The sequence below is a fragment of the Streptomyces mayonensis genome (genome assembly GCF_018982965.1).
GTDB lineage: Bacteria > Actinomycetota > Actinomycetes > Streptomycetales > Streptomycetaceae > Streptomyces > Streptomyces mayonensis.
This window is the reverse complement of sequence record NZ_JACBYP010000088.1, coordinates 1-17,926: the sequence shown is the minus strand read 5'-3', so window position 1 is coordinate 17,926 and position 17,926 is coordinate 1. Positions and strand designations below refer to the sequence as shown.

Annotated in this window: 17 protein-coding genes, 1 tRNA gene and 1 pseudogene; 10 read left to right on the top strand and 9 right to left on the bottom strand. The window is 72.9% G+C overall.

Annotation, left to right across the window (positions count from 1 at the left end; translation table 11 throughout):
- Positions 1-55: 55 nt before the first annotated feature.
- Together HZS56_RS27085 and HZS56_RS27080 are read right to left on the bottom strand one after the other, a co-directional pair.
- Positions 56-724, bottom strand: a complete 669-nt coding sequence (locus tag HZS56_RS27085; protein WP_216723402.1) for an HAD-IA family hydrolase — start codon at positions 722-724, stop codon at positions 56-58.
- A gap of 211 nt (positions 725-935) precedes the next feature.
- On the bottom strand, positions 936-1,517 hold the full coding sequence (locus HZS56_RS27080; RefSeq protein ID WP_216723401.1) for a TMEM165/GDT1 family protein: 582 nt from the start codon (positions 1,515-1,517) through the stop codon (positions 936-938).
- 515 nt (positions 1,518-2,032) lie between these two features.
- Between HZS56_RS27080 and HZS56_RS27075 the strand changes: the two genes are divergently transcribed.
- From HZS56_RS27075 to HZS56_RS27060, 4 genes are all read left to right on the top strand, one after another.
- The gene (locus HZS56_RS27075; RefSeq protein ID WP_216723400.1) at positions 2,033-2,677 is read left to right on the top strand and encodes an HNH endonuclease family protein; all 645 of its coding nucleotides are present in this window, start codon (positions 2,033-2,035) and stop codon (positions 2,675-2,677) included.
- Between the two features lie 91 nt (positions 2,678-2,768).
- Positions 2,769-4,403 (top strand): alkaline phosphatase D family protein, encoded by a 1,635-nt coding sequence (locus HZS56_RS27070; protein ID WP_216723419.1) that lies wholly within the window; start codon positions 2,769-2,771, stop codon positions 4,401-4,403.
- A 394-nt stretch (positions 4,404-4,797) separates the two neighbouring features.
- Complete coding sequence (locus tag HZS56_RS27065) at positions 4,798-5,253, top strand: DoxX family protein (protein ID WP_216723399.1); 456 nt, start codon at positions 4,798-4,800, stop codon at positions 5,251-5,253.
- 236 nt (positions 5,254-5,489) lie between these two features.
- Positions 5,490-6,128, top strand: coding sequence for a DedA family protein (locus HZS56_RS27060; RefSeq protein WP_216723418.1), 639 nt, complete (start codon positions 5,490-5,492; stop codon positions 6,126-6,128).
- 146 nt (positions 6,129-6,274) lie between these two features.
- On the opposite strand, the gene HZS56_RS27055 is transcribed toward HZS56_RS27060, so the two are convergent.
- Positions 6,275-6,514, bottom strand: coding sequence for a DUF2277 domain-containing protein (locus tag HZS56_RS27055; protein ID WP_216723417.1), 240 nt, complete (start codon positions 6,512-6,514; stop codon positions 6,275-6,277).
- A 224-nt stretch (positions 6,515-6,738) separates the two neighbouring features.
- On the opposite strand from HZS56_RS27055, the gene HZS56_RS27050 reads away from it, so the two are divergent.
- Positions 6,739-7,095: a DUF8825 domain-containing protein gene (locus HZS56_RS27050; RefSeq protein ID WP_216723398.1), complete on the top strand. Its 357-nt coding sequence runs from the start codon at positions 6,739-6,741 to the stop codon at positions 7,093-7,095.
- Between the two features lie 150 nt (positions 7,096-7,245).
- Here the strand turns inward: HZS56_RS27050 and HZS56_RS27045 are convergent.
- A tRNA-Val gene (locus HZS56_RS27045) sits at positions 7,246-7,320 on the bottom strand.
- A gap of 227 nt (positions 7,321-7,547) precedes the next feature.
- On the opposite strand from HZS56_RS27045, the gene HZS56_RS27040 reads away from it, so the two are divergent.
- From HZS56_RS27040 to HZS56_RS27025, 4 genes are all read left to right on the top strand, one after another.
- Positions 7,548-8,318 (top strand): DUF4097 family beta strand repeat-containing protein, encoded by a 771-nt coding sequence (locus HZS56_RS27040; protein WP_216723397.1) that lies wholly within the window; start codon positions 7,548-7,550, stop codon positions 8,316-8,318.
- 71 nt (positions 8,319-8,389) lie between these two features.
- Complete coding sequence (locus HZS56_RS27035; protein WP_216723396.1) at positions 8,390-9,793, top strand: coiled-coil domain-containing protein; 1,404 nt, start codon at positions 8,390-8,392, stop codon at positions 9,791-9,793.
- Positions 9,794-9,876: 83 nt separating this feature from the next.
- Positions 9,877-10,107, top strand: coding sequence for an FmdB family zinc ribbon protein (locus HZS56_RS27030; protein WP_216723395.1), 231 nt, complete (start codon positions 9,877-9,879; stop codon positions 10,105-10,107).
- A gap of 144 nt (positions 10,108-10,251) precedes the next feature.
- Positions 10,252-10,923: a DedA family protein gene (locus HZS56_RS27025; protein WP_216723394.1), complete on the top strand. Its 672-nt coding sequence runs from the start codon at positions 10,252-10,254 to the stop codon at positions 10,921-10,923.
- On the opposite strand, the gene HZS56_RS27020 is transcribed toward HZS56_RS27025, so the two are convergent.
- From HZS56_RS27020 to HZS56_RS27010, 3 genes are all read right to left on the bottom strand, one after another.
- The gene (locus tag HZS56_RS27020; protein ID WP_216723393.1) at positions 10,911-11,732 is read right to left on the bottom strand and encodes an HAD family hydrolase; all 822 of its coding nucleotides are present in this window, start codon (positions 11,730-11,732) and stop codon (positions 10,911-10,913) included. The two genes, HZS56_RS27025 and HZS56_RS27020, sit on opposite strands and share 13 nt — an antisense overlap.
- On the bottom strand, positions 11,732-14,398 hold the full coding sequence (locus HZS56_RS27015; RefSeq protein WP_253914930.1) for a phosphoribosyltransferase: 2,667 nt from the start codon (positions 14,396-14,398) through the stop codon (positions 11,732-11,734). Before HZS56_RS27015 ends, HZS56_RS27020 begins: the two co-directional genes overlap by 1 nt.
- 130 nt (positions 14,399-14,528) lie before the next feature.
- Positions 14,529-15,695, bottom strand: coding sequence for an HpcH/HpaI aldolase/citrate lyase family protein (locus HZS56_RS27010; protein ID WP_216723392.1), 1,167 nt, complete (start codon positions 15,693-15,695; stop codon positions 14,529-14,531).
- Between the two features lie 206 nt (positions 15,696-15,901).
- Between HZS56_RS27010 and HZS56_RS27005 the strand changes: the two genes are divergently transcribed.
- Positions 15,902-16,861, top strand: a complete 960-nt coding sequence (locus HZS56_RS27005; RefSeq protein WP_216723391.1) for a TerD family protein — start codon at positions 15,902-15,904, stop codon at positions 16,859-16,861.
- Positions 16,862-16,918: 57 nt separating this feature from the next.
- On the opposite strand, the gene HZS56_RS27000 is transcribed toward HZS56_RS27005, so the two are convergent.
- Together HZS56_RS27000 and HZS56_RS39225 are read right to left on the bottom strand one after the other, a co-directional pair.
- Positions 16,919-17,656 (bottom strand): TerD family protein, encoded by a 738-nt coding sequence (locus HZS56_RS27000; protein WP_216723390.1) that lies wholly within the window; start codon positions 17,654-17,656, stop codon positions 16,919-16,921.
- A 151-nt stretch (positions 17,657-17,807) separates the two neighbouring features.
- Positions 17,808-17,926: pseudogene (locus tag HZS56_RS39225) on the bottom strand (DUF475 domain-containing protein); the annotation flags it as partial.

The window sequence follows — 17,926 nt, the reverse complement described above, 5'->3', positions numbered from 1 at the left end:
GATACACGGCCCGGGAACGCTACACGGCCGGGAACGCCCGGGACGCCCGCGAACGTCAGCCGTGGATGTGCAGACGCAGCGTGCCGTCCCCGACGGCCTCGACCCTGACCCGCGTCAGGTCCTCGACGACCACGTCCGGCCCGTGCAGGCCGGCCCGCGGCCCCACCCCGACGACCCGCATCCCCGCGGCGCGCGCGGCGCCGATCCCGGCGCCGGAGTCCTCGAAGGCGATGCAGTCGGCGGGGGCGACGCCCAGTTCGGCGGCGCCCTTGAGGAAGCCCTCCGGGTCGGGCTTGCTGGCGCCGACCGACTCGGCGGTGACCCGGACGTCCGGCAGCGCGAGTCCGGCCGCGGTCATCCGCGCGGTGGACAGGGCCACGTCGGCCGAGGTCACCAGGGCGTGCGGCAGGTCCCGCAGCGAGGCGAGGAAGTCGCCCGCGCCGGGGACCTCGACGACGCCCTCGGTGTCGGCGGTCTCGTCGGCGAGCATGCGGGCGTTGTCCGCGTGGTTCTGCTCCACGGGCCGGTCCGGCAGCAGCAGCGCCATGGAGGCGTGGCCCTGCCGTCCGTGGACGACCTTCAGCACCTCGTCGCCGTCCAGCCCGTGCCGGTCGGCCCAGCGCCGCCAGACGCGCTCGACGACGGCGTCCGAGTTGACGAGGGTGCCGTCCATGTCGAGCAGCAGGGCGCGGGCGGGCAGAACGGTGGTGGCGGTGGCCGTCATGGGCAGACTCCAGGGCGCGGGACCTCAGGGCGCGGGAAAACAAGGTGGCCCCGCCCGCCGGTCAGGGAGAACGAGCGGGAGCCACTTTGTTCATCCACGGTACAAAATAGACCGGGCATCGCGCCACCGGCTCGCCGGACATTCACGCACCGTTCAGCTCCTGCCCGCCCCACACCGCGGCGGTCCCGCGACGCATCCGCCCGCCCGGCGGTCAACCGGCGATCGCCTCCCACAGGCTCCACACGCCCAGGCCCAGCATGAGCAGCGCCGCGATCTTCGTGATCAGCCGCAGCGGCACCCGCTTCATCAGCGCCTTTCCGCCGACGATGCCGAGCCCGGCCACCGCCCAGAGCGCGAGCACCGCGCCGAGGCCGACGGAGAGCGGGTCGTCGTAGCGGGCCGCGAGGTTCGCGGTCATGATCTGGGTGAGGTCACCGAACTCGGCGACCAGGATGAGCATGAACCCCGCCCCGGCCACCTTCCAGAAGGACTGGTCCTGCGGCTTGCGGACCTCCTCGTCCTCCTCGTCCTTCTTCATCAGCAGCACGGCGGCGCCACCGAGGAACAGCACCCCGGTCACGGCGTGCACGATCTGCTGCGGCAGCAGCGTCAGGACACTGCCGGCCGCGACCGCGAGCACGACGTGCAGCAGGAAGGCGGCGGCCACGCCCGCGAAGACGTACGAGGCGCGGTAGCGGGTGCCGAGGACGAGGCCGGCGAGCGCGGTCTTGTCGGGAAGTTCGGCGAGGAAGACGACGCCGAAGACGAGCGCCGTCACAGTCAGGCTGATCAAGATTCCTCAATCGGTCGGGGCGGCCCCGCCGAGAGTACTGATCCCGCGGAGTTCACGACCTCCGCGACGCGCGACACCTCGGCAGGGCAGCACACGGATCCACCCCTGCCGTACGGCACGGGCGTGCACTGCTTGCCGAAGGTCTCGCTGGCCGGCCTCGTGACCGAGGCCTGCCTCCGGGCGCCGGCTCAGACGAGCTGAGCAGTATGTCGACGGTCCGGCGAAGAGCTACTCCCCTTCTGCGCCACCCATAGTACGCGAGCCCCGCCCGCGGCCATCGAGGCCCCGAAAGTCCCGGCACGGGCGCAGGAGCAGGCGCCAGCACAGCCGCAAGCGCAGGCACAGGCACTGGAGCAGGCACGGGCGCCCCGCGGCCGGGCCGCCGTCCCGTCGTACCCCTAGACGCGCCATGAACACGTCACTAACTTCTTACCGACCGCACACCCGTGCGCCATGCGGCGTCGCGAGCATTCTCTGCCCGCGCCCCAACACCCCCACACCCCAAGGGAGTTCGCATGTCGAAGTTCTACGCGCGTCGACGGCTCGGTTTCCTCGCCGCGTTCACCGGGCTCATAGCCTCCGCCGGGCTCCTGAACGGCCCGGCCGCCTCCGCCGCCCTGCCCACCCCGGTCAGCGCCGCCACCGCCCGCACCTACCTGGCCTCCCTCACCGTGGCGACCGAGGACCGCACCGGCTACGACCGCGACCTCTTCCCGCACTGGATCACGCAGTCGGGCTCCTGCAACACCCGCGAGACGGTCCTCAAGCGCGACGGCGAGGACGTCGTCACCGACTCCTCCTGCGCCGCCACCAGCGGCAGCTGGTACTCCCCCTACGACGGCGCCACCTGGTCCGCCTCCTCCGACGTCGACATCGACCACGTCGTCCCGCTCGCCGAGGCCTGGGACTCCGGCGCCGACTCCTGGACCACCGCGCGGCGCCAGTCCTTCGCCAACGACCTGACCCGGCCCCAGCTCCTCGCGGTCACCGACAACGTCAACCAGTCCAAGGGCGACCAGGACCCCGCCACCTGGATGCCCTCGCGCAGCGCCTACCGCTGCACCTACGTCCGCGCCTGGGTCCAGGTCAAGCACTACTACGACCTCTCGGTCGACTCCGCCGAGAAGTCCGCCCTCCAGGGCTACCTCGCGAACTGCTGACGCGCCGTCCACCAACTGTTCGACGCGGATCCTCCCCATCGGCCTCCGTCGTTCCGTACCGTACGGGGCGACGGAGGAGAGGATGATCACCATGGCCGGACTGCGCCTGGGGCCGCTGCTGAGGTACACCGACGGCTCGTGCGCGACCGTCTGGGTCGAGACCGACCGGCCCTGCACCGCCGAGGTGCGCTGCGCCGACGGCGCCCGCGGCACGACCCGCACCTTCCAGGTCGCCGGGCACCACTACGCCCTCGTACCGGTGAGCGGTCTGACGTCCGGGACGGCGACGGAGTACGAGGTGTTCCTCGACGACGCCTGCGTATGGCCGCCGCCGGACTCGCGCTTCCCGCCCTCCGTGATCGCCACGCCCACCGACCAGGACGGCCTGCGCGTCGCCTTCGGTTCCTGCCGCTGGGCCGCACCGCCCTCCGGCGGTAAGGACAAGGTGGGCCCGGACGCGCTGGACACCCTCGCCGGACGCGTCGCGGCCGACCCCCGCGGCGCCCGGCCCGACGTACTGCTCCTGCTCGGCGACCAGGTGTACGCGGACGAGACCTCCGACGCCACGCGCCAGTGGCTGGCCGGCCGCCGCGACCTGAGCGAGCCGCCCGGCGACCAGGTCGCGGACTACGAGGAGTACACCCGCCTCTACTACGAGTCCTGGCTCGACCCCGAGGTGCGCTGGCTCCTGTCCACGGTGCCCAGCTGCATGATCTTCGACGACCACGACGTCATCGACGACTGGAACACCTCCGCCGCCTGGCTCGCCGACATGCGGGCCACCGACTGGTGGCAGGAGCGGCTGCTGAGCGGGCTGATGTCCTACTGGGTGTACCAGCAGCTCGGCAACCTCTCCCCGGACGAGCTGGCCGCCGACCCGCTCTACAAGTCGGTGTGCGAATCCCCCGACGGCACCGACGCCCTGCGCGCCTTCGCCGCCCGGGCCGACGCCGACCGGGACTCCGTCCGCTGGAGCTACCGGCGCGACTTCGGCCGGACCAGGCTGCTGATGGTGGACTCCCGCGCGGCCCGCGTCCTGGAGGAGGACCGCCGCGCCATGCTCGACCCGGGCGAGGCCGCCTGGCTGCGCGAACAGATCCTCGACGACCGGGAGTCGTACGACCACCTGCTGATCGGCACCTCCCTGCCCTGGCTGCTGCCCCACCTGGTGCACGACGTCGAGGCGTGGAACGCCGCGATGTGCGGCGGCGTGCGGGGCGCGCGCTGGGCGCGGCTCGGGGAACGGATCCGGCGCGCGGCCGACCTGGAGCACTGGTCCGCCTTCCCGTCGTCCTTCGACGCCCTGTCCGACCTGATCGCGGAGGCGGGCACCGGCCCGGGGGCGCCTGCGACAGTGAGCGTCCTCTCGGGCGACGTGCACCACGCCTACGTGGCCGAGCCGTCCTGGGCGGGCCGCGCGCCCGACGCCAGGGTCGCGCAGCTGACCTGCTCCCCCGTGCACAACTCCGTGCCGCTGTCCATACGCCTGGGGTTCCGCTTCGGCTGGAGCGCACCGGCTCGCGCCCTGGGCCGGCGCATCGCCCGGCACGGACGCTGCGCACCGCCGGCGGTCGGCTGGCGCAGGAGCGGAGGCCCGTGGTTCGGCAACCAGATCATGACGCTGACGCTGCGGGGACGGTCGGCGCGGCTGCGCCTGGAGCAGGCCCGGACCGAGCGCGACGGCACCACCGTGCTGCGGGTCGCCACGGACCGGGAGCTGGCTTAGGGGCGTCGTACGAGTACTGCGAGTGCTTCCAGCACTTCGAGCACTTCCACTCCTTCCACTCCTTCCAGTACTTCCAGTACTTCGAGGGCTGGGAGTACTCGAGTGCTGCGAGTACGGGGGCAGGCGTGTAGTGCCCGGGGGCCGTCCCCGGCTGGAAACAGGCTTACGCGGTGGCCCGGGACGGGTATGAAATGAGTCACTGCAGTAGCTTGCGACGAAGGCGTGGGAGCGCTCCCACCTGCAATGCCCCCAGTACAGCGCGGGTGACCACACGTCAGATCCTGACCAAATGTTGAACTTGCAAGCACTCGTTAGGCACACCTAAATTGGGCAGCCCACTCGGTTCCGTCCCCACCGGCCCCGTTCGGCCGGTCGACCGAAGGAGCACCCCCACATGTCCGGACGCCTCGACAGCGCCCAGCCCTATGCCCTCGGCTTGTTCCGCATAGTCGTCAGCCTGCTCTTCGTCTGCCACGGCGCCGCATCCCTCTTCGGCGTCCTCGGCGGCGCGTCGGGCACCGGCGGCACGATCGACACCGGCACCTGGCCGGGCTGGTACGCGGCCGTGATCCAGTTGGTCGGCGGCGGCCTCGTGCTGCTGGGCCTCGGCACCCGCCCGGTGGCGATCATCTGCTCGGGCTCCATGGCCTTCGCGTACTTCAAGATGCACCAGCCGGAGGCCCTGTGGCCGATGGAGAACGGCGGCGAGCCCGCCGCCATGTTCTGCTGGGCCTTCCTGCTCCTCGCCTTCACCGGCTCCGGCGCCTTCGGTGTGGACCGGTTCCTCGCCCGGCGCACCTCCGAGAGCGAGTCCTCCACCGCGGAGCAGCAGACGCCGGTCGTGGTCTGACCCGGCCATCGGCAGCCGGTGCCGCCCCGGGCGGACGGCACCGGCTGCCGGACCTGCCACCCGTCTCGCCCTTCTCACCCGTCTCAGCCGTCGCCTCCGCATGAGGAACACATAAGCCCCCTGTGAGATCTCCGTGACAGCCCGGGCGTACGCTGTATGGCTGTCATCGGCCGCGCTGCCGTCCCCGCGTTCTCGCGGCATGGTCCGGCCCACGGGGGAAGCAACGGGGAGTCGTGGTGGTGGAGAGTCTGGAAAGTATCGGCGCACTGGTCAGCAGCCCATGGATCTATGCGCTGGTGGCCGTCTCGGTGCTCCTCGACATCTTCCTGCCGGTGCTGCCGAGCGGCGTCCTGGTGATCACCGCCGCCACGGCCGCGGCCGCCGGATCGGGTGCCGCGGCCGCCGGTCGCGTCCCAGAGAACGTGCCGGACATCCTGATCCTGACCCTGTGCGCGACGACCGCCTCCGTCCTCGGTGACCTGGCCGTCTACCGGCTCGCCTGGCGCGGCGGGCCACGCCTGGACCGGGCGATCGCCCGGTCCAGGCGGCTCACCACGGCGCAGGAACGTCTCGGCGGCGCCCTCGCCCGGGGCGGTGGCGCCCTGGTCGTCCTCGCCCGATTCGCCCCGGCGGGCCGCTCGATCGTCTCCCTGGTCGCGGGCGCGGCGCACCGCCGGGTCCGTGACTTCCTCCCCTGGTCGGCCCTGGCCGGACTGGCCTGGGCGGCCTACAGCGTCGCCCTGGGCTACTTCGGCGGCCAGTGGCTCGGCGCCACCTGGCTGGCGGCGGGGGTGTCGCTGCTGGCGCTGTTCGGCGCCGGGGCGGGCGCCGCGTACCTGGTACGCCGTCAGCCCCGGGCGTCGGAGGCCTCGTAGAACGCGCGACACGAGCAGCACACGCAGCACTCATAGCACGCGCGGCATTCGCAGCAGGCACTACCGCGGGCAGCCGCACGTCATCCGCACCTCACCGCAGACCGCCCGCACAGCCCGCACCGCCCGCACCCGCGGCGGCCGGTGCGTCAGGACGCCGCACGGCCCGCGCGGGCGGTGCCTCCCCGTATCTCCAGGCCGGCCAGCAGCTCGGCCGTGGCCCGGGTGACGGCCTCCACGGCCTCTTCGAACACTTCCGCGTTGTGCGCGGCGGGTGCGCGGAACCCGGACACCTTGCGCACGTACTGCAGGGCGGCGGCCCTGATCTCGTCCTCGGTGGCCTCCTCGGCCAGCGCGGGCGGGCGCAGGGTCTTGATGCTGCGGCACATGACGTCTCCCTCTCCCCTCGTCGGCGGCACGGTCGCCGCCAGGCCGGCCCCGTCCCGGCCCCGGTCGTCCACGCCTTCCATCTCCTTCACGGTAGGGCAGGGGACTGACAATGCGGATCTACGCGGCATTCCGGGGGGATCCGGCGGCGTTCGGGGGCCATTCGTTCGCGTGAATCCCCGACGGGAACGCGCGCCTCAAAATCGAACAGGAGTATCATTGAGGGGTGGCAACGACCTATGACTTCCCCAGTGACCTCCTCGCCGGTCAGGAGGAACTGCATCAGGTCCGGGCCGAGCTGTCGGCCCTGTTGAAGAGACTTCCCTGGTCCGTGGAGCCCCTCGACGGATTCAGCGACGACAACGGCTGGCGCAAGGTCGAGCGCCCCGCCTCCCCCGGCTGGTCGGAGGACGAGCAGGCCGAGGTCGAGAAGCTCCGGCAGCGCGAGCGCGAGCTGGCCGTGTTCGTCAGCACTCACCGCTACTGGGCGGAGACGACCGGCTCCGACCAGGTGCGGGCCCGGTCGGCACTGAAACACGCCCACGAGGCGCCGCGCCCGGGAGTTCCGTCCGAGGACGCCTGACGGACCCGGATCTGAACCGCGACCTCTCCCGGACCGCGCCGCCGCCCGCCCGCCGCGCAACGAACCGGCGAGCGCACGGACAGGCGACCGCACGCGAAAAGGCCCCCGGAGTGATTCCGGGGGCCTGTGCACCGACGACGGCGCCGGTCCTGGTGGGCGCGGACGGTTTCGAACCGCCGACATCCTGCTTGTAAGGCAGGCGCTCTACCCCTGAGCTACGCGCCCAGGACGAGTCGACAGCCTACATGGCCCCCGGCCCTGCCCGGCAAGCACGTCGGCGCGGGTGCCGTCGGCCCGGCCGGGGGTTAACCCCACCCCCGATCCGGTAGTGGTCCGGATCCCGCCGCGGCCCCGTGCTCCGTACGGTCGTAGAGCCTCGTCGGCGCGGGCCCGTCCGGCTTTCCGGAAGGCCCTGCGCGGCGCCTCGTCGTCCGTCCCAGGGGGAGACCGTCATGCCCGCCCGAACCGTTCCCGCCCGCGCGCTCGCCGCCGCCGGTGCCGTCGTCGTTCTCGTCGCCGGTCTCAGCGCCTGTGCCTCCGCGTCGGACGACAAGGACCCCGACCACCGGTCGTTCGACCTGAAGGGCAGCACGCTCACCGTGGACTCCGACGACTCCCCGCTGGAGATCGTCGCCTCCGACGACCACGCGGCCGGGAAGGTCGAGGTCACCCGGTGGTTCTCCGGGTCGGTCGCGATCGGCTCGGACCCCGAGGTCAGCTGGAAGATGGACGGCGACCGGCTGGTGCTGCGGATGCGCTGCTCCGGCGTGATCGCCGACTGCGCGGTCAAGCACCGCGTCGAGGTGCCCAGGGGCGTCGCCGTCAAGGTGGAGGACGACGACGGCAGCGTACGGGCGAAGGGGTTCAAGGACGCGTTGAGCATCCGTACCGAAGACGGTTCCGTGCACGTCACCGACTCCTCCGGGCCGCTTGAGCTGCGCACCCGCGACGGTTCGGTGCGCGCCGAGGTCTCCGCGCGCCGGGTGAAGGCGCACACCGACGACGGCTCGGTGCGTCTCAAGCTCGGCGCCGTGCCCGACCTGGTGGAGGCCCGCAGCGCCGACGGTTCCGTGTCCGTCACCGTGCCCCGGGCCACGTACAAGGTGTCGGCCGAGTCGAGGGACGGCGAGGTCGACGTGTCCGTGCCGAAGGACGACGCGAGCGCCCATGTGGTGAACGCCCGGACCGACGACGGGAAAGTCACGGTCCGAACCGCGAACTGACCGGCCCGTGTGTTCGTTCCCAACGGGTGGGAGAATGGACCCGGGCAGGACGGACGACACGGGAGAGGGATGTGACGGCGACACCATCGCAGCCGTACTCGCCGATGGTGCCGCGCGCTCTGCGCCCGCCGCACCCCCGCCACCGCCGCCCGCCCGGCGCGGTCCGTGACACGCTCACCCTGGTGGGCCTGCCGCTGCTCGCCGTGCTCGCCCTGCCCGCGGCCTTCGCCGGGGGCGGCACCCGGCGCTGGTTCGGCGGCCGGGCGGAGAGCCAGCGGGCCGAGGCGCAGACCGCGAAGGACGACGCCGCGGCCGCGTTCTACGAGCTGGACACCGCCCAGCGGGACCTGCGGATCTCCATAGAGACCATCGCGGCGGTGGACTCCTCCCCCGCGGCCCGGCGCGCGGTCACCGACTTCGAGGCGTTCGGCCGGCGCATCGACGAGGTCAGCCACCAGTACATCAGCGCCGTCGACGCCCACGACCTGGACCGCGACGACCTGGAGGCGTCCGCCGCCTCCCGCGCCCGTACGGAACTGACCGCCGCCAAGAAGGAGCTGGGCCGGGTCAAGCAGGACCTCGACCGCTTCGCCGAGGGCCTCGGGCCCCTGCTCGGCAAGGCCGAGACGCAGCTGGCCCGCCTGGCACCCTCCGTCGAACGCGCCCGGCAGGCCCTGCTCGCCGCCACCGGCGCCCTGGACTCGGCGCGCGGATCCGGGCTGACGGCGGACGACCTCGCCACCCGCCTCGCCGCCCTCGGCCCCGAGCTGACCCGGCTGAACGAGGGCGCCGGGCAGCACGGCGTCCCGCAGACCCTGGAGCGGGCCGAACGGATCATCCGCGAGGCCGAGGCGGTCCGCGCCGACGCCGAGCGCCTTCCCGAACGTGCCGCCGAGATCGACCGCCGGCTGACCTCGCTGCGCACCCGGGCCCAGGCCCTGACCACCCGCACCGGCCAGGTCGAGCCGGTACTGAGCGAGCTGCGCCGCCGGTTCACCGCCGCCTGCTGGCAGGACCTCCAGCAGGTGCCGGACCAGGCCGCCGACTCCGTCCGGCAGGCCGAGCGGAAACTGGCCGAGGCCCGGACCGCCCGCGACGAGCAGCGCTGGCCCGACGCCACCGCACTGCTCTCGACGGTGCGCGCGCTGCTGAACTCGACCGACGAGGCCGTCTCGGCGGCCGGCGACCGGCTGCGGCAGCTGAACGCCGTGCAGAAGGACCCGCAGCAGGAGATCGAGCGCACGCGTTTCGCGGTCCGTGACGCCCAGCGCCTGGCCATGGCCGGACGCCACACCCCCGACCCCCGGCACGCGCGCCCGCTCGACGAGGCGGTGGCCCGGCTGGAACGCGCGATCGCCACGCTGGACGGCCGGCACCCCGACTACTGGCACTTCCTGACGGAGACGGAAGCGGTCCGGCAGACGGCGAATCAGGTGGTCTCCCGCATCCGCGAGGAACGCGGCGCGGGCAACTGACCGCGCCCCGCCGCGCTCCTGCCCGCGCGATCCCCTTGTCCACAGGCTGACCACCCGCCGCCCGCGGCCGCTAGCCTGTGCGCATGCCTCGCTACGAGTACCGCTGCCGCAGCTGCGGCGACACCTTCGAACTGAGCCGTCCCATGGCCGAGTCCTCCGCTCCCGCCGCCTGCCCGGCGGGCCACGACGACACGGTGAAGCTGCTGTCGACGGTCGCGGTCGGCGGCTCGGCCTCCTCCTCCGCCCCGGCCCCGTCGCCGGGCGGCGGCGGAGGAGGCGGAGGCGGCTGCTGCGGCGGGGGCTGCTGCGGCTGAGCCGCTCCGCTCCCACCGGTCCCGCCGGTCACTTGGTCTTCCCCGGGCCTTCCGTCGCCTCTGTCGCCTCTGTCTTCCCCGGGCCTTCTGTCGCCTCTGTCTTCCTCAGGCTCCCTTCAGCTGCGCGTGCCTAGCGTGGCCGTCATGACAGCCATCGCAGCGCAGCCGGCCGGGGACAGCGGTGCGGCACCGCAGTGGATCAACGACCTGATGGACGCGCTCGGCGCACCGGGCGCGGGCCTGGCCATCGCGCTGGAGAACCTGTTCCCGCCGCTGCCGAGCGAGGTGATCCTGCCGCTCGCCGGGTTCGCCGCGAGCTCCGGCCGGATGGACCTGATCGCCGTCCTGCTGTGGACCACGGCGGGCTCGGTGATCGGTGCACTGGCGCTGTACGGCATCGGCGCGCTGCTCGGCCGGGACCGCACGGTGGCGATCGCCGCGAGGCTGCCGCTGGTGAAGGTGTCCGACATCGAGAAGACGGAGGCGTGGTTCCTCAGGCACGGGACCAAGGCCGTGTTCTTCGGCCGGATGATCCCGATCTTCCGCAGCCTGATCTCGGTTCCGGCGGGCGTGGAGCGGATGCCGCTGCCCGCCTTCCTCGCCCTGACCACGCTGGGCAGCGCCATCTGGAACACGGTGTTCGTGCTCGCGGGCTACGCGCTGGGCGACAACTGGGCCGAGGTATCCGGCATCGCCTCCACCTACTCGAAGGTGATCCTCGCCGTCGCCGCCCTGGCGCTGCTGGCCTTCGTCGTCCTGCGGCTGCTGCGGCCGGGCACCGGCCGGCGAGGCCAACGCCGGCGTCAGGACGCCTGACCCGCCCCGCCCGCCGCCCGCAGGAACTCCCGCAGGATCCGCTCCCCGGCCAGCACACCGCGCTCGGGCAGAGCGTGGACGGCCGGGGCCGTCCAGCCGGAGTCGGCCAGTTCGCCGTGGCCGGGACGCCAGCCGCGGTCGGCGGCGAGCAGCAGGTCGGCGTCGAGGAGGGAGTCCCCGGCGGCGAGGGTGAGTTCGGCGCCGGTGCGGCGGGCGATCTCGCGCACCGCGGCGCTCTTGGTGAGCGGCCCCGGCACGGCGTAGATCTTGCGGCCCTGGAGGGACACGGTCCAGCCGCGGTCCTCGGCCCACACGGCGAGTTCCTTGACCCAGTCGGCGGGCAGCAGGTCGCGCTCGACGACGAGGTAGGCGAAGAGGTCCTCGGCGACCCGGTGCTTGCGCACCCACAGCGGGTCGGCGGTGGCCGTCAGATGGTCGCGGACCTCGGCGAGCGAGGCGCACTCGTCGGCCAGCCGGGCGGTCACCCGGGCGTGCCAGGCGGGGTCGGAGACGCCGTCCACGAGCAGGTGGCCGCCGTTGGCGCAGATCGCGTACTTCGGCGCGGGGCCGGGGAGGTTGATCCGCTGGTACTGCTTGCGGGTGCGGGTCGTGGTGGGCACGAAGAGCGCCGTGTCGCCGAGTTCGGTCAGCAGCCGGGCGGCCGTCTCGGTCAGGTAGGACAGGGGTCTGCTCTCGTAGACCTCCACGCAGAGCAGGCGGGGTGCCCGCAGGTCGGGCATGGTCAGTCCGAGCGCCGCCGCCGAGTAGATGAGCGTGCGGTCGAGGTCGCTGGCGACGAGTACCGGCATCAGCGGGCCACCGCCTTGCCGTCGGCGCCGGTGGCGCCCCGCGTGTACTGGGGGTGGATCAGGCCGACGCAGGTGTACGGCAGGCCGTCGACCTCCTCCACGGGTACGCCCCGCTGCTCGGCCAGCAGGCGTACGTGGTCCAGGTCGGCGCCCGCGCCGGCCCGGGCGAGCACCTTCCAGGGGACGCGGCGCAGCATCACGCGGGTGGTCTCGCCGACGCCGGGCTTGACGAGGTTCACGTCGTGGATGCCGTACTCCTCGCTGATGCGCTCGACGGCGGCCCAGCCCTCCCAGGTGGGGGTGCGGTCGGCGGACAGGAGTTCCTTGGCCTGGGCGTCGACGGCGTCCGTGACGTCGGGGAAGCGGGCACAGACGGCGTCGAGGAAGGCCGGTGAGAGGTCGGCGCCGGCGAGTTCGCGGTAGAACTTCGCGCCGTGGAAGTCGTGCGGGCCGACCAGGTCGGCGCGGAGCACGGTGCGCGAGATCAGGCCGGAGACGGTGGAGTTGAGGCAGGCGGACGGGATGAGGAAGTCGTCGCGGGTGCCGTAGGTGCGGACGCAGGAGCCGGGGTCGGCCAGTACGGCGATCTCCGGGTCGAAGCCGGTGACGCCGTCGGTGTCCTCGAAGTCGCGCAGGGCGGCGGCGAGTTCGCGGGTGATGGCGCCCTTGCCGGTCCAGCCGTCGACGAAGACGACGTCGGCGGGGTCGTGGTGGGCGGCCAGCCAGCGCAGGGCGTTGGCGTCGATGCCGCGGCCCCGGACGATCGACACGGCGTAGTGCGGCAGGTCGAGGCCGTGCCGGAACTGCGCCCAGCGGCGCATCAGGATGCCGACGGGGGTGCCGGCGCGCGCGAGGGAGACCAGCACGGGGCGCGGCGAGCGCTCGGTGAGCACCACCTCGGTGACGGCGCCGACGGCGCGCGCGAGCCGGGCGGCGGAGGTGTCGAGGGCCGCGTGGAACAGCTGCTGGTACTGCTCGCTGGGCTGGTACTCCACGGGCAGCGACTCCGCGTAGTGCGCGCCGCCGCGCTGGATGGCCTCCTCGCGCTCCTCGGTCGGCGCCTCCAGCGTGACGTCCGAGAGGTCCTGGAGCAGCCAGCCGACCTCGTCGGGCGCGTACGAGGAGAAGGCGGGGCCGCGCAGCGGCTCGGGCAGCATGGAGGGCCTCTCGGGGTTCTGCGGGGCGAGTGGGGCGTGCGGGGCCTGCGGGACGGGCGGGACCGGCAGGACGTACGACGGGACGTACGACGGGACCACCGCGAGCAGGACGTGCGGCACGTGGGCGGCGAGCCGGTCCGGGAGGCCGCCGGTCGCGTGCAGTGCGGGGGTGTCGGCGGCCGAGTCGACGACGGCGACGACGGCGTCGAATCCGGCGCCCGCGACGTTGTAGGCGTAGCGCTCGCCGGGGCCGTCGGCCGGGTCGTCGTGCGCGGGGAAGACCAGGCGGGTGCGTATCGCGTAGCCGGGGTCGTCGACCGCGAGGACGGGCGAGCGGGTCGTGGTGGAGTAGCGCACCTCGGCGCCGGTGGTCTCCTCCAGCGCGAGGGCCAGGCGCAGGGGCGCGTACATCAGCTCCTCGAAGCCGAGGACGAGCACGCGCCGGGCGTCGGCGGGCAGCGCGTCGGCGATACGGGACGCCATGCCGGGGAGGGCGGCCTCCAGCCGCTCCCGGTGGGCGGCGGTGAACCCGTGCCGCCCGCCGTCGGGCACGCCGTCGGGCCAGCGCAGCCCGACCCGCGCCACGGAGCCGGACGGCTCGCCGGACCCGTACGGAAGGGTCGGCTCGGCCGGCTGAGGGGCCGGGGCCTCGTGGCGGGCGACCAGTTCCTGGCCCTTCTCCAGCACCCCCGGCGGCAGCCGCACCGTGCCGGAGGCGGCCGTCACCAGGTCGACGCGGGCGCCGATCTCCCGGGCGAACTCCTCGAGGCGGCCCGCGTCGGCGGGCGAGCGCGTGTCGACCAGGGCGACCACGACGTACCGCTTGCGGGGATAGCGCTCGTGCAGCGCGCGGACGGTGTTGAGCACGGTGTTGCCGGTGGAGAACTCGTCGTCGACGAGGACCAGCGGTCCGTCGCCGGCCAGCAGCCGCGGGTCCTCGGGCAGCAGCAGGTGCGAGGTCGCGTGCGAGTGGGACTCCTCGAAGCCGCCCGCCCGGGCGACCCCGGCGACCGGGCGACGGGTGGAGTGCAGGTAGGCGGCGGGGCGCAGGCCGTCGGCGACGCAGTGGCCGAGTCCGGTGGCGGTCTCCGCGTAGCCGAGGACGACCGCGCGCCCGGCCTCCCCGTCGCCGAGCAGGCCGCGGACGCGGCGGCCGAGGGCGACGCCGTGGCCGTAGACGACGGCGGGCGACTGCGGGACGTGCTTGCCGAGCACGTTGGAGACGAGCAGGTGCGCGCGCTTGGGGTTGCGGCGCAGGGCCAGCCCGAGCAGGCCGGGCAGCGTCTCGTCGCCGGCGAGTTCGACGCCGAGCCGCTCGGCGACCCAGCTGCCGGACCACACGCCGCGGTCCGGTCCCACGCCCCTGTCCGACGACACTCCGCCGTCCGGTCCCACGCCGTGGTCCCGCCCCACGCCCCTGTCCGACCGCACGCTGCTGTCCGACCGCACTCCGGCCTCGGGCTCCGCCCGTTCCCCGGCGTTGCCCTCGGCGTGCGCGCTCCCGGTCATGTACTCGTGCCTCCCGTTGTCCGCCGCCGGCCCGCCGCTCCGTCCGCCGCGGCCCGCGCCCTGTCGTACGTCATTGTCCGCGTTGTCGTGGTCGTTGTGCGTGGTCGTTGTGCTTGGTCGTTGTCCGTGGTCAGTCGGACAGGCCGGCGGTGAGCAGTTCCACGAAGCCGACGTCCTCGTTGGCCACGCCGAACGCCTCGGCGCGCACCAGTGTCCGCTCGGCCCAGGCGCGGTGCGGCTTCACCTCGTTCATCTTGTTGGTGTAGGCCGACCTCAGGACACCGCCGCCGCCCCGTTCGGGCCGCAGGATGTCCTTGGCGTCGCTGAACTCCTCGTGGCTCACCACGGACAGCGCGTGCACGGGCAGCACGTGGGAGGGGTGGATGCAGGTCTTGCCCAGCAGGCCGTTGGCCCGGTCCAGGGAGATCTCGCGCAGCAGGCCGTCCATCGAGTGCTCGATGAGCTTCTGGCGGAGCCCGGCGGCCTGTCCCTCGAGGAAGGGGCTCTGCCGCAGCTGAGGCTTGAACATCCGCTCCGGGACGCGGAAGTACTCCCAGACGGGTCCGGTCACGGTGAATCCGGTGCCGTCGGCGCGGGCGAGCATGTTCACCACGTCGGAGATCACGGAGGCGACGATCTGCACGTCGTACGCCGTCATGTCGGGGCCCCTGCGGAGCCCGTAGGAGGAGCAGAAGTCGGTCACGCCGAGGCGGAGGGCGAGCACGCGGTCGCGGTACTTGTCGACCGCGCGGAAGATCCCCTCGAGGGTGTGCACCCGGGACTCGCGGTACAGCAGGTCGGGGGACTCCAGCACCGGCATGGCGAACAGCCGGCGGCCGCTGCCGGCCTCGGCGGCGGCGAGTGCCTCCAGGAAGGGCATGCCGCGTTCCTCGGTGAACTTCGGCAGCACGAACCCGGACAGCAGCCGCACGGCGGGGCCGAGGCGGTGCACGAGGTCGGGTATCTGCTCGGGGGTGCGGACCCGGACGAAGAGCAGGGGGGCCTCGAAGTCGGAACGTTTCTCCAGTTCCGTGAGCTGGTGTACGAGGTTGGCCTCGCCGACCGGCACGTCGGCGTCGTCGATCGAGTCCTCCAGGCACAGCACCATCGACACGACACCCTGCTCGCGCTGCTTCAGGATGTCGTCGGCGAGCCTCGGCCGGGTGGCGGGACTGTAGAGCGTGGCGCCGAGGGCCGCGGACAGCAGCCGGGGGGCGGAGTCCGCAGTGAAGGGGCAGGGCTCCTGATGGAAGAGACGCTTCCGCACATCAGGGGCTATCTGTCCGAAGTGACGCATTTATACTCCCCCGTGATGTCTGGGCGACCTGCGAACCGTCGAAGGTGGCCGGTAATAGTACGTACGCATCCGTGTCGGTGGTTCCCACCGGGCATGAATTCCAGGTAACCCGGCCATGTCGGCGACGGCGACCCGAAGCGGCGGACACGCGCCCGGTACCCGCCCCCGCGTTGTCGTGACCAGGACCGAGAGGGCAGGATGACGGCATGACGCACGCGATGCTGAAGGGGTCGAACGTCCCGCTGCAAGCCACCACGGTACGCGCCGTGCTGCGCTGGACACCCGGGCAGGGGGTCCCCGACGTCGACGCCTCCGCCCTGCTGCTGGGACCGGACGACCGCGTGCGTTCCGATGAGGACTTCGTCTTCTACAACCAGCCCCGGCACCCCTCCGGCCAGGTCTGGCGGCTCGGCAAGAAACGGGTCACCGAGGGACTGACCGACACGATCCAGACAGATCTCAGCGCCGTCGAGGCGTCGGTGGGCCGGATCCTGCTGGTGGCCTCGGCGGACGGGGTCGCCTTCGAACAGGTCCGGTCCCTGCGCATCCTGATCCACGACGCGGCGGACGGCGACGGGGAACCGCTCGCGTACTTCGACGTCACGCCGGAGACCGGCCAGGAGACGGCGCTGATCTGCGGCGAGCTGTACCGGCGCGGAGACGGCTGGAAGTTCCGGGCGCTCGGCGAGGGCTATTCCAACGGGCTCAAGGGCCTGGCGACCGACTTCGGCATCTCCGTGGACGAGTCGGAGGGCGCGGACGACCCCGTGTCGGCTCCGCGGCGCGAACCCTCCGCACCCGCTCCGGCGCCCGCATCCGCTCCCGTCCCGGCGGCGGTCGGCCCGGAGCACCCGACGACCGTGCAGCCCCGGCCCGAGCCCTCGCTGCCGCTGCCGCCGGAGCAGCCGGCGGGCGCACCGGCCCAGCCGCAGGGGGTGCCCGCGCAGCCCACGTACGGCTATCCGCAGCAGCCGCCGGCGACCCAGCCGGCCTACGGCTACCCTCAGCCCGCTCCCGGCCCCGCGGCGTACGGGTATCCGCAGGCGCCCGCCGCGCCCGAGGTCACCGGCGGGCAGTCCGGCTACGGCTACCCACAGCCGGTCACCGCGGCGCCCGACCCGGACTTCCGGCTCCCTCCGCAGGGACCGCAGTTCGTCGGACGGTAGGACTCCGCCGGACGGCACGGGGACGGGGACGGGGACGGGGACGGCTCAGCGATCCGCTCAGCGATCCGCCTTGCTCTTGTGCCCGCGGCCCCACTGGAGGCCCCACCCGTAGAGCCGGTCCAGTTCACCCTGGAATCCGTACACGAACTTCACCTCGCGGCGGACGAGGATCTCGCCCTTGACGTTCTCGATCATCACCACGGCACAGGACCGGGCCTGCGGATGGCGCTCGTCGAGGCCGATCTCGATGCGGGGGCCGTTGCTCGGGTAGAGCGTGACAACGGCGTGCGTCCGGTCGAAGGCGGGCGTCTGGTCGTAGATGTAGGCGAAGACCAGGAGGCGCTTGATGGCGTCCCGGTGGTCCAGGTTGACGTACATCGTCTCGCCGGAGGCCGAACCGAACCGGTCGTCGCCGCTGAGCTTGACGTAGGGCGGGTCGTTGCTGTCGCCCAGGAAGCCGCCGAGCGGCTGGACCACCCCGCGGCTGCCGTCCGTCAGTTCGTAGAGGCAGCCGAGGTCGAGGTCGACGTTGACCATGCTCTGGCTGTGCGCGACGACCTCGGGGGGTTTGAGGGCCTTGAAGGGGTGCCGCAGCAGACTCTCGCGCTGCATGCCGCCCATGTCCGAGGTGCGCATGCGCCAGCTCAGGTTGACCCGCAGATGGCCCGTGGCCGCGCCCTGCTTGGTCAGGGAGACCTGGCTGTGCCGTTTGGTCAGCTGTATGGAGTTGGTCGCCGCGCTGCCCGAGTCGAACTCGGACTCCCGGCTGCCCCACAGTCCGTCGAAGAAGCCCATTACCGCCCCCACCTTCGCTCGACCGCCTACGGGGCGGCCCCGAGGAGTCGTCCTCGTCGGCCGCCCCGCTCACAGCGTTCCTCGTCCGGGCCGGGTTCACACCAGAGGTACGGGCGCACCGGGGGCGCACCCGACCCGGGGACCAGGGGTTTCACACCCCTGAGGAAACCTCCGCCTTCTCCTGGTCGCCCTCCGGGCCGGCCTCGGCGAGGCGTTTGTTGCGGCGGACGGAGGACCAGAAGGACCAGCCGATGAGGACGACGCCGACGA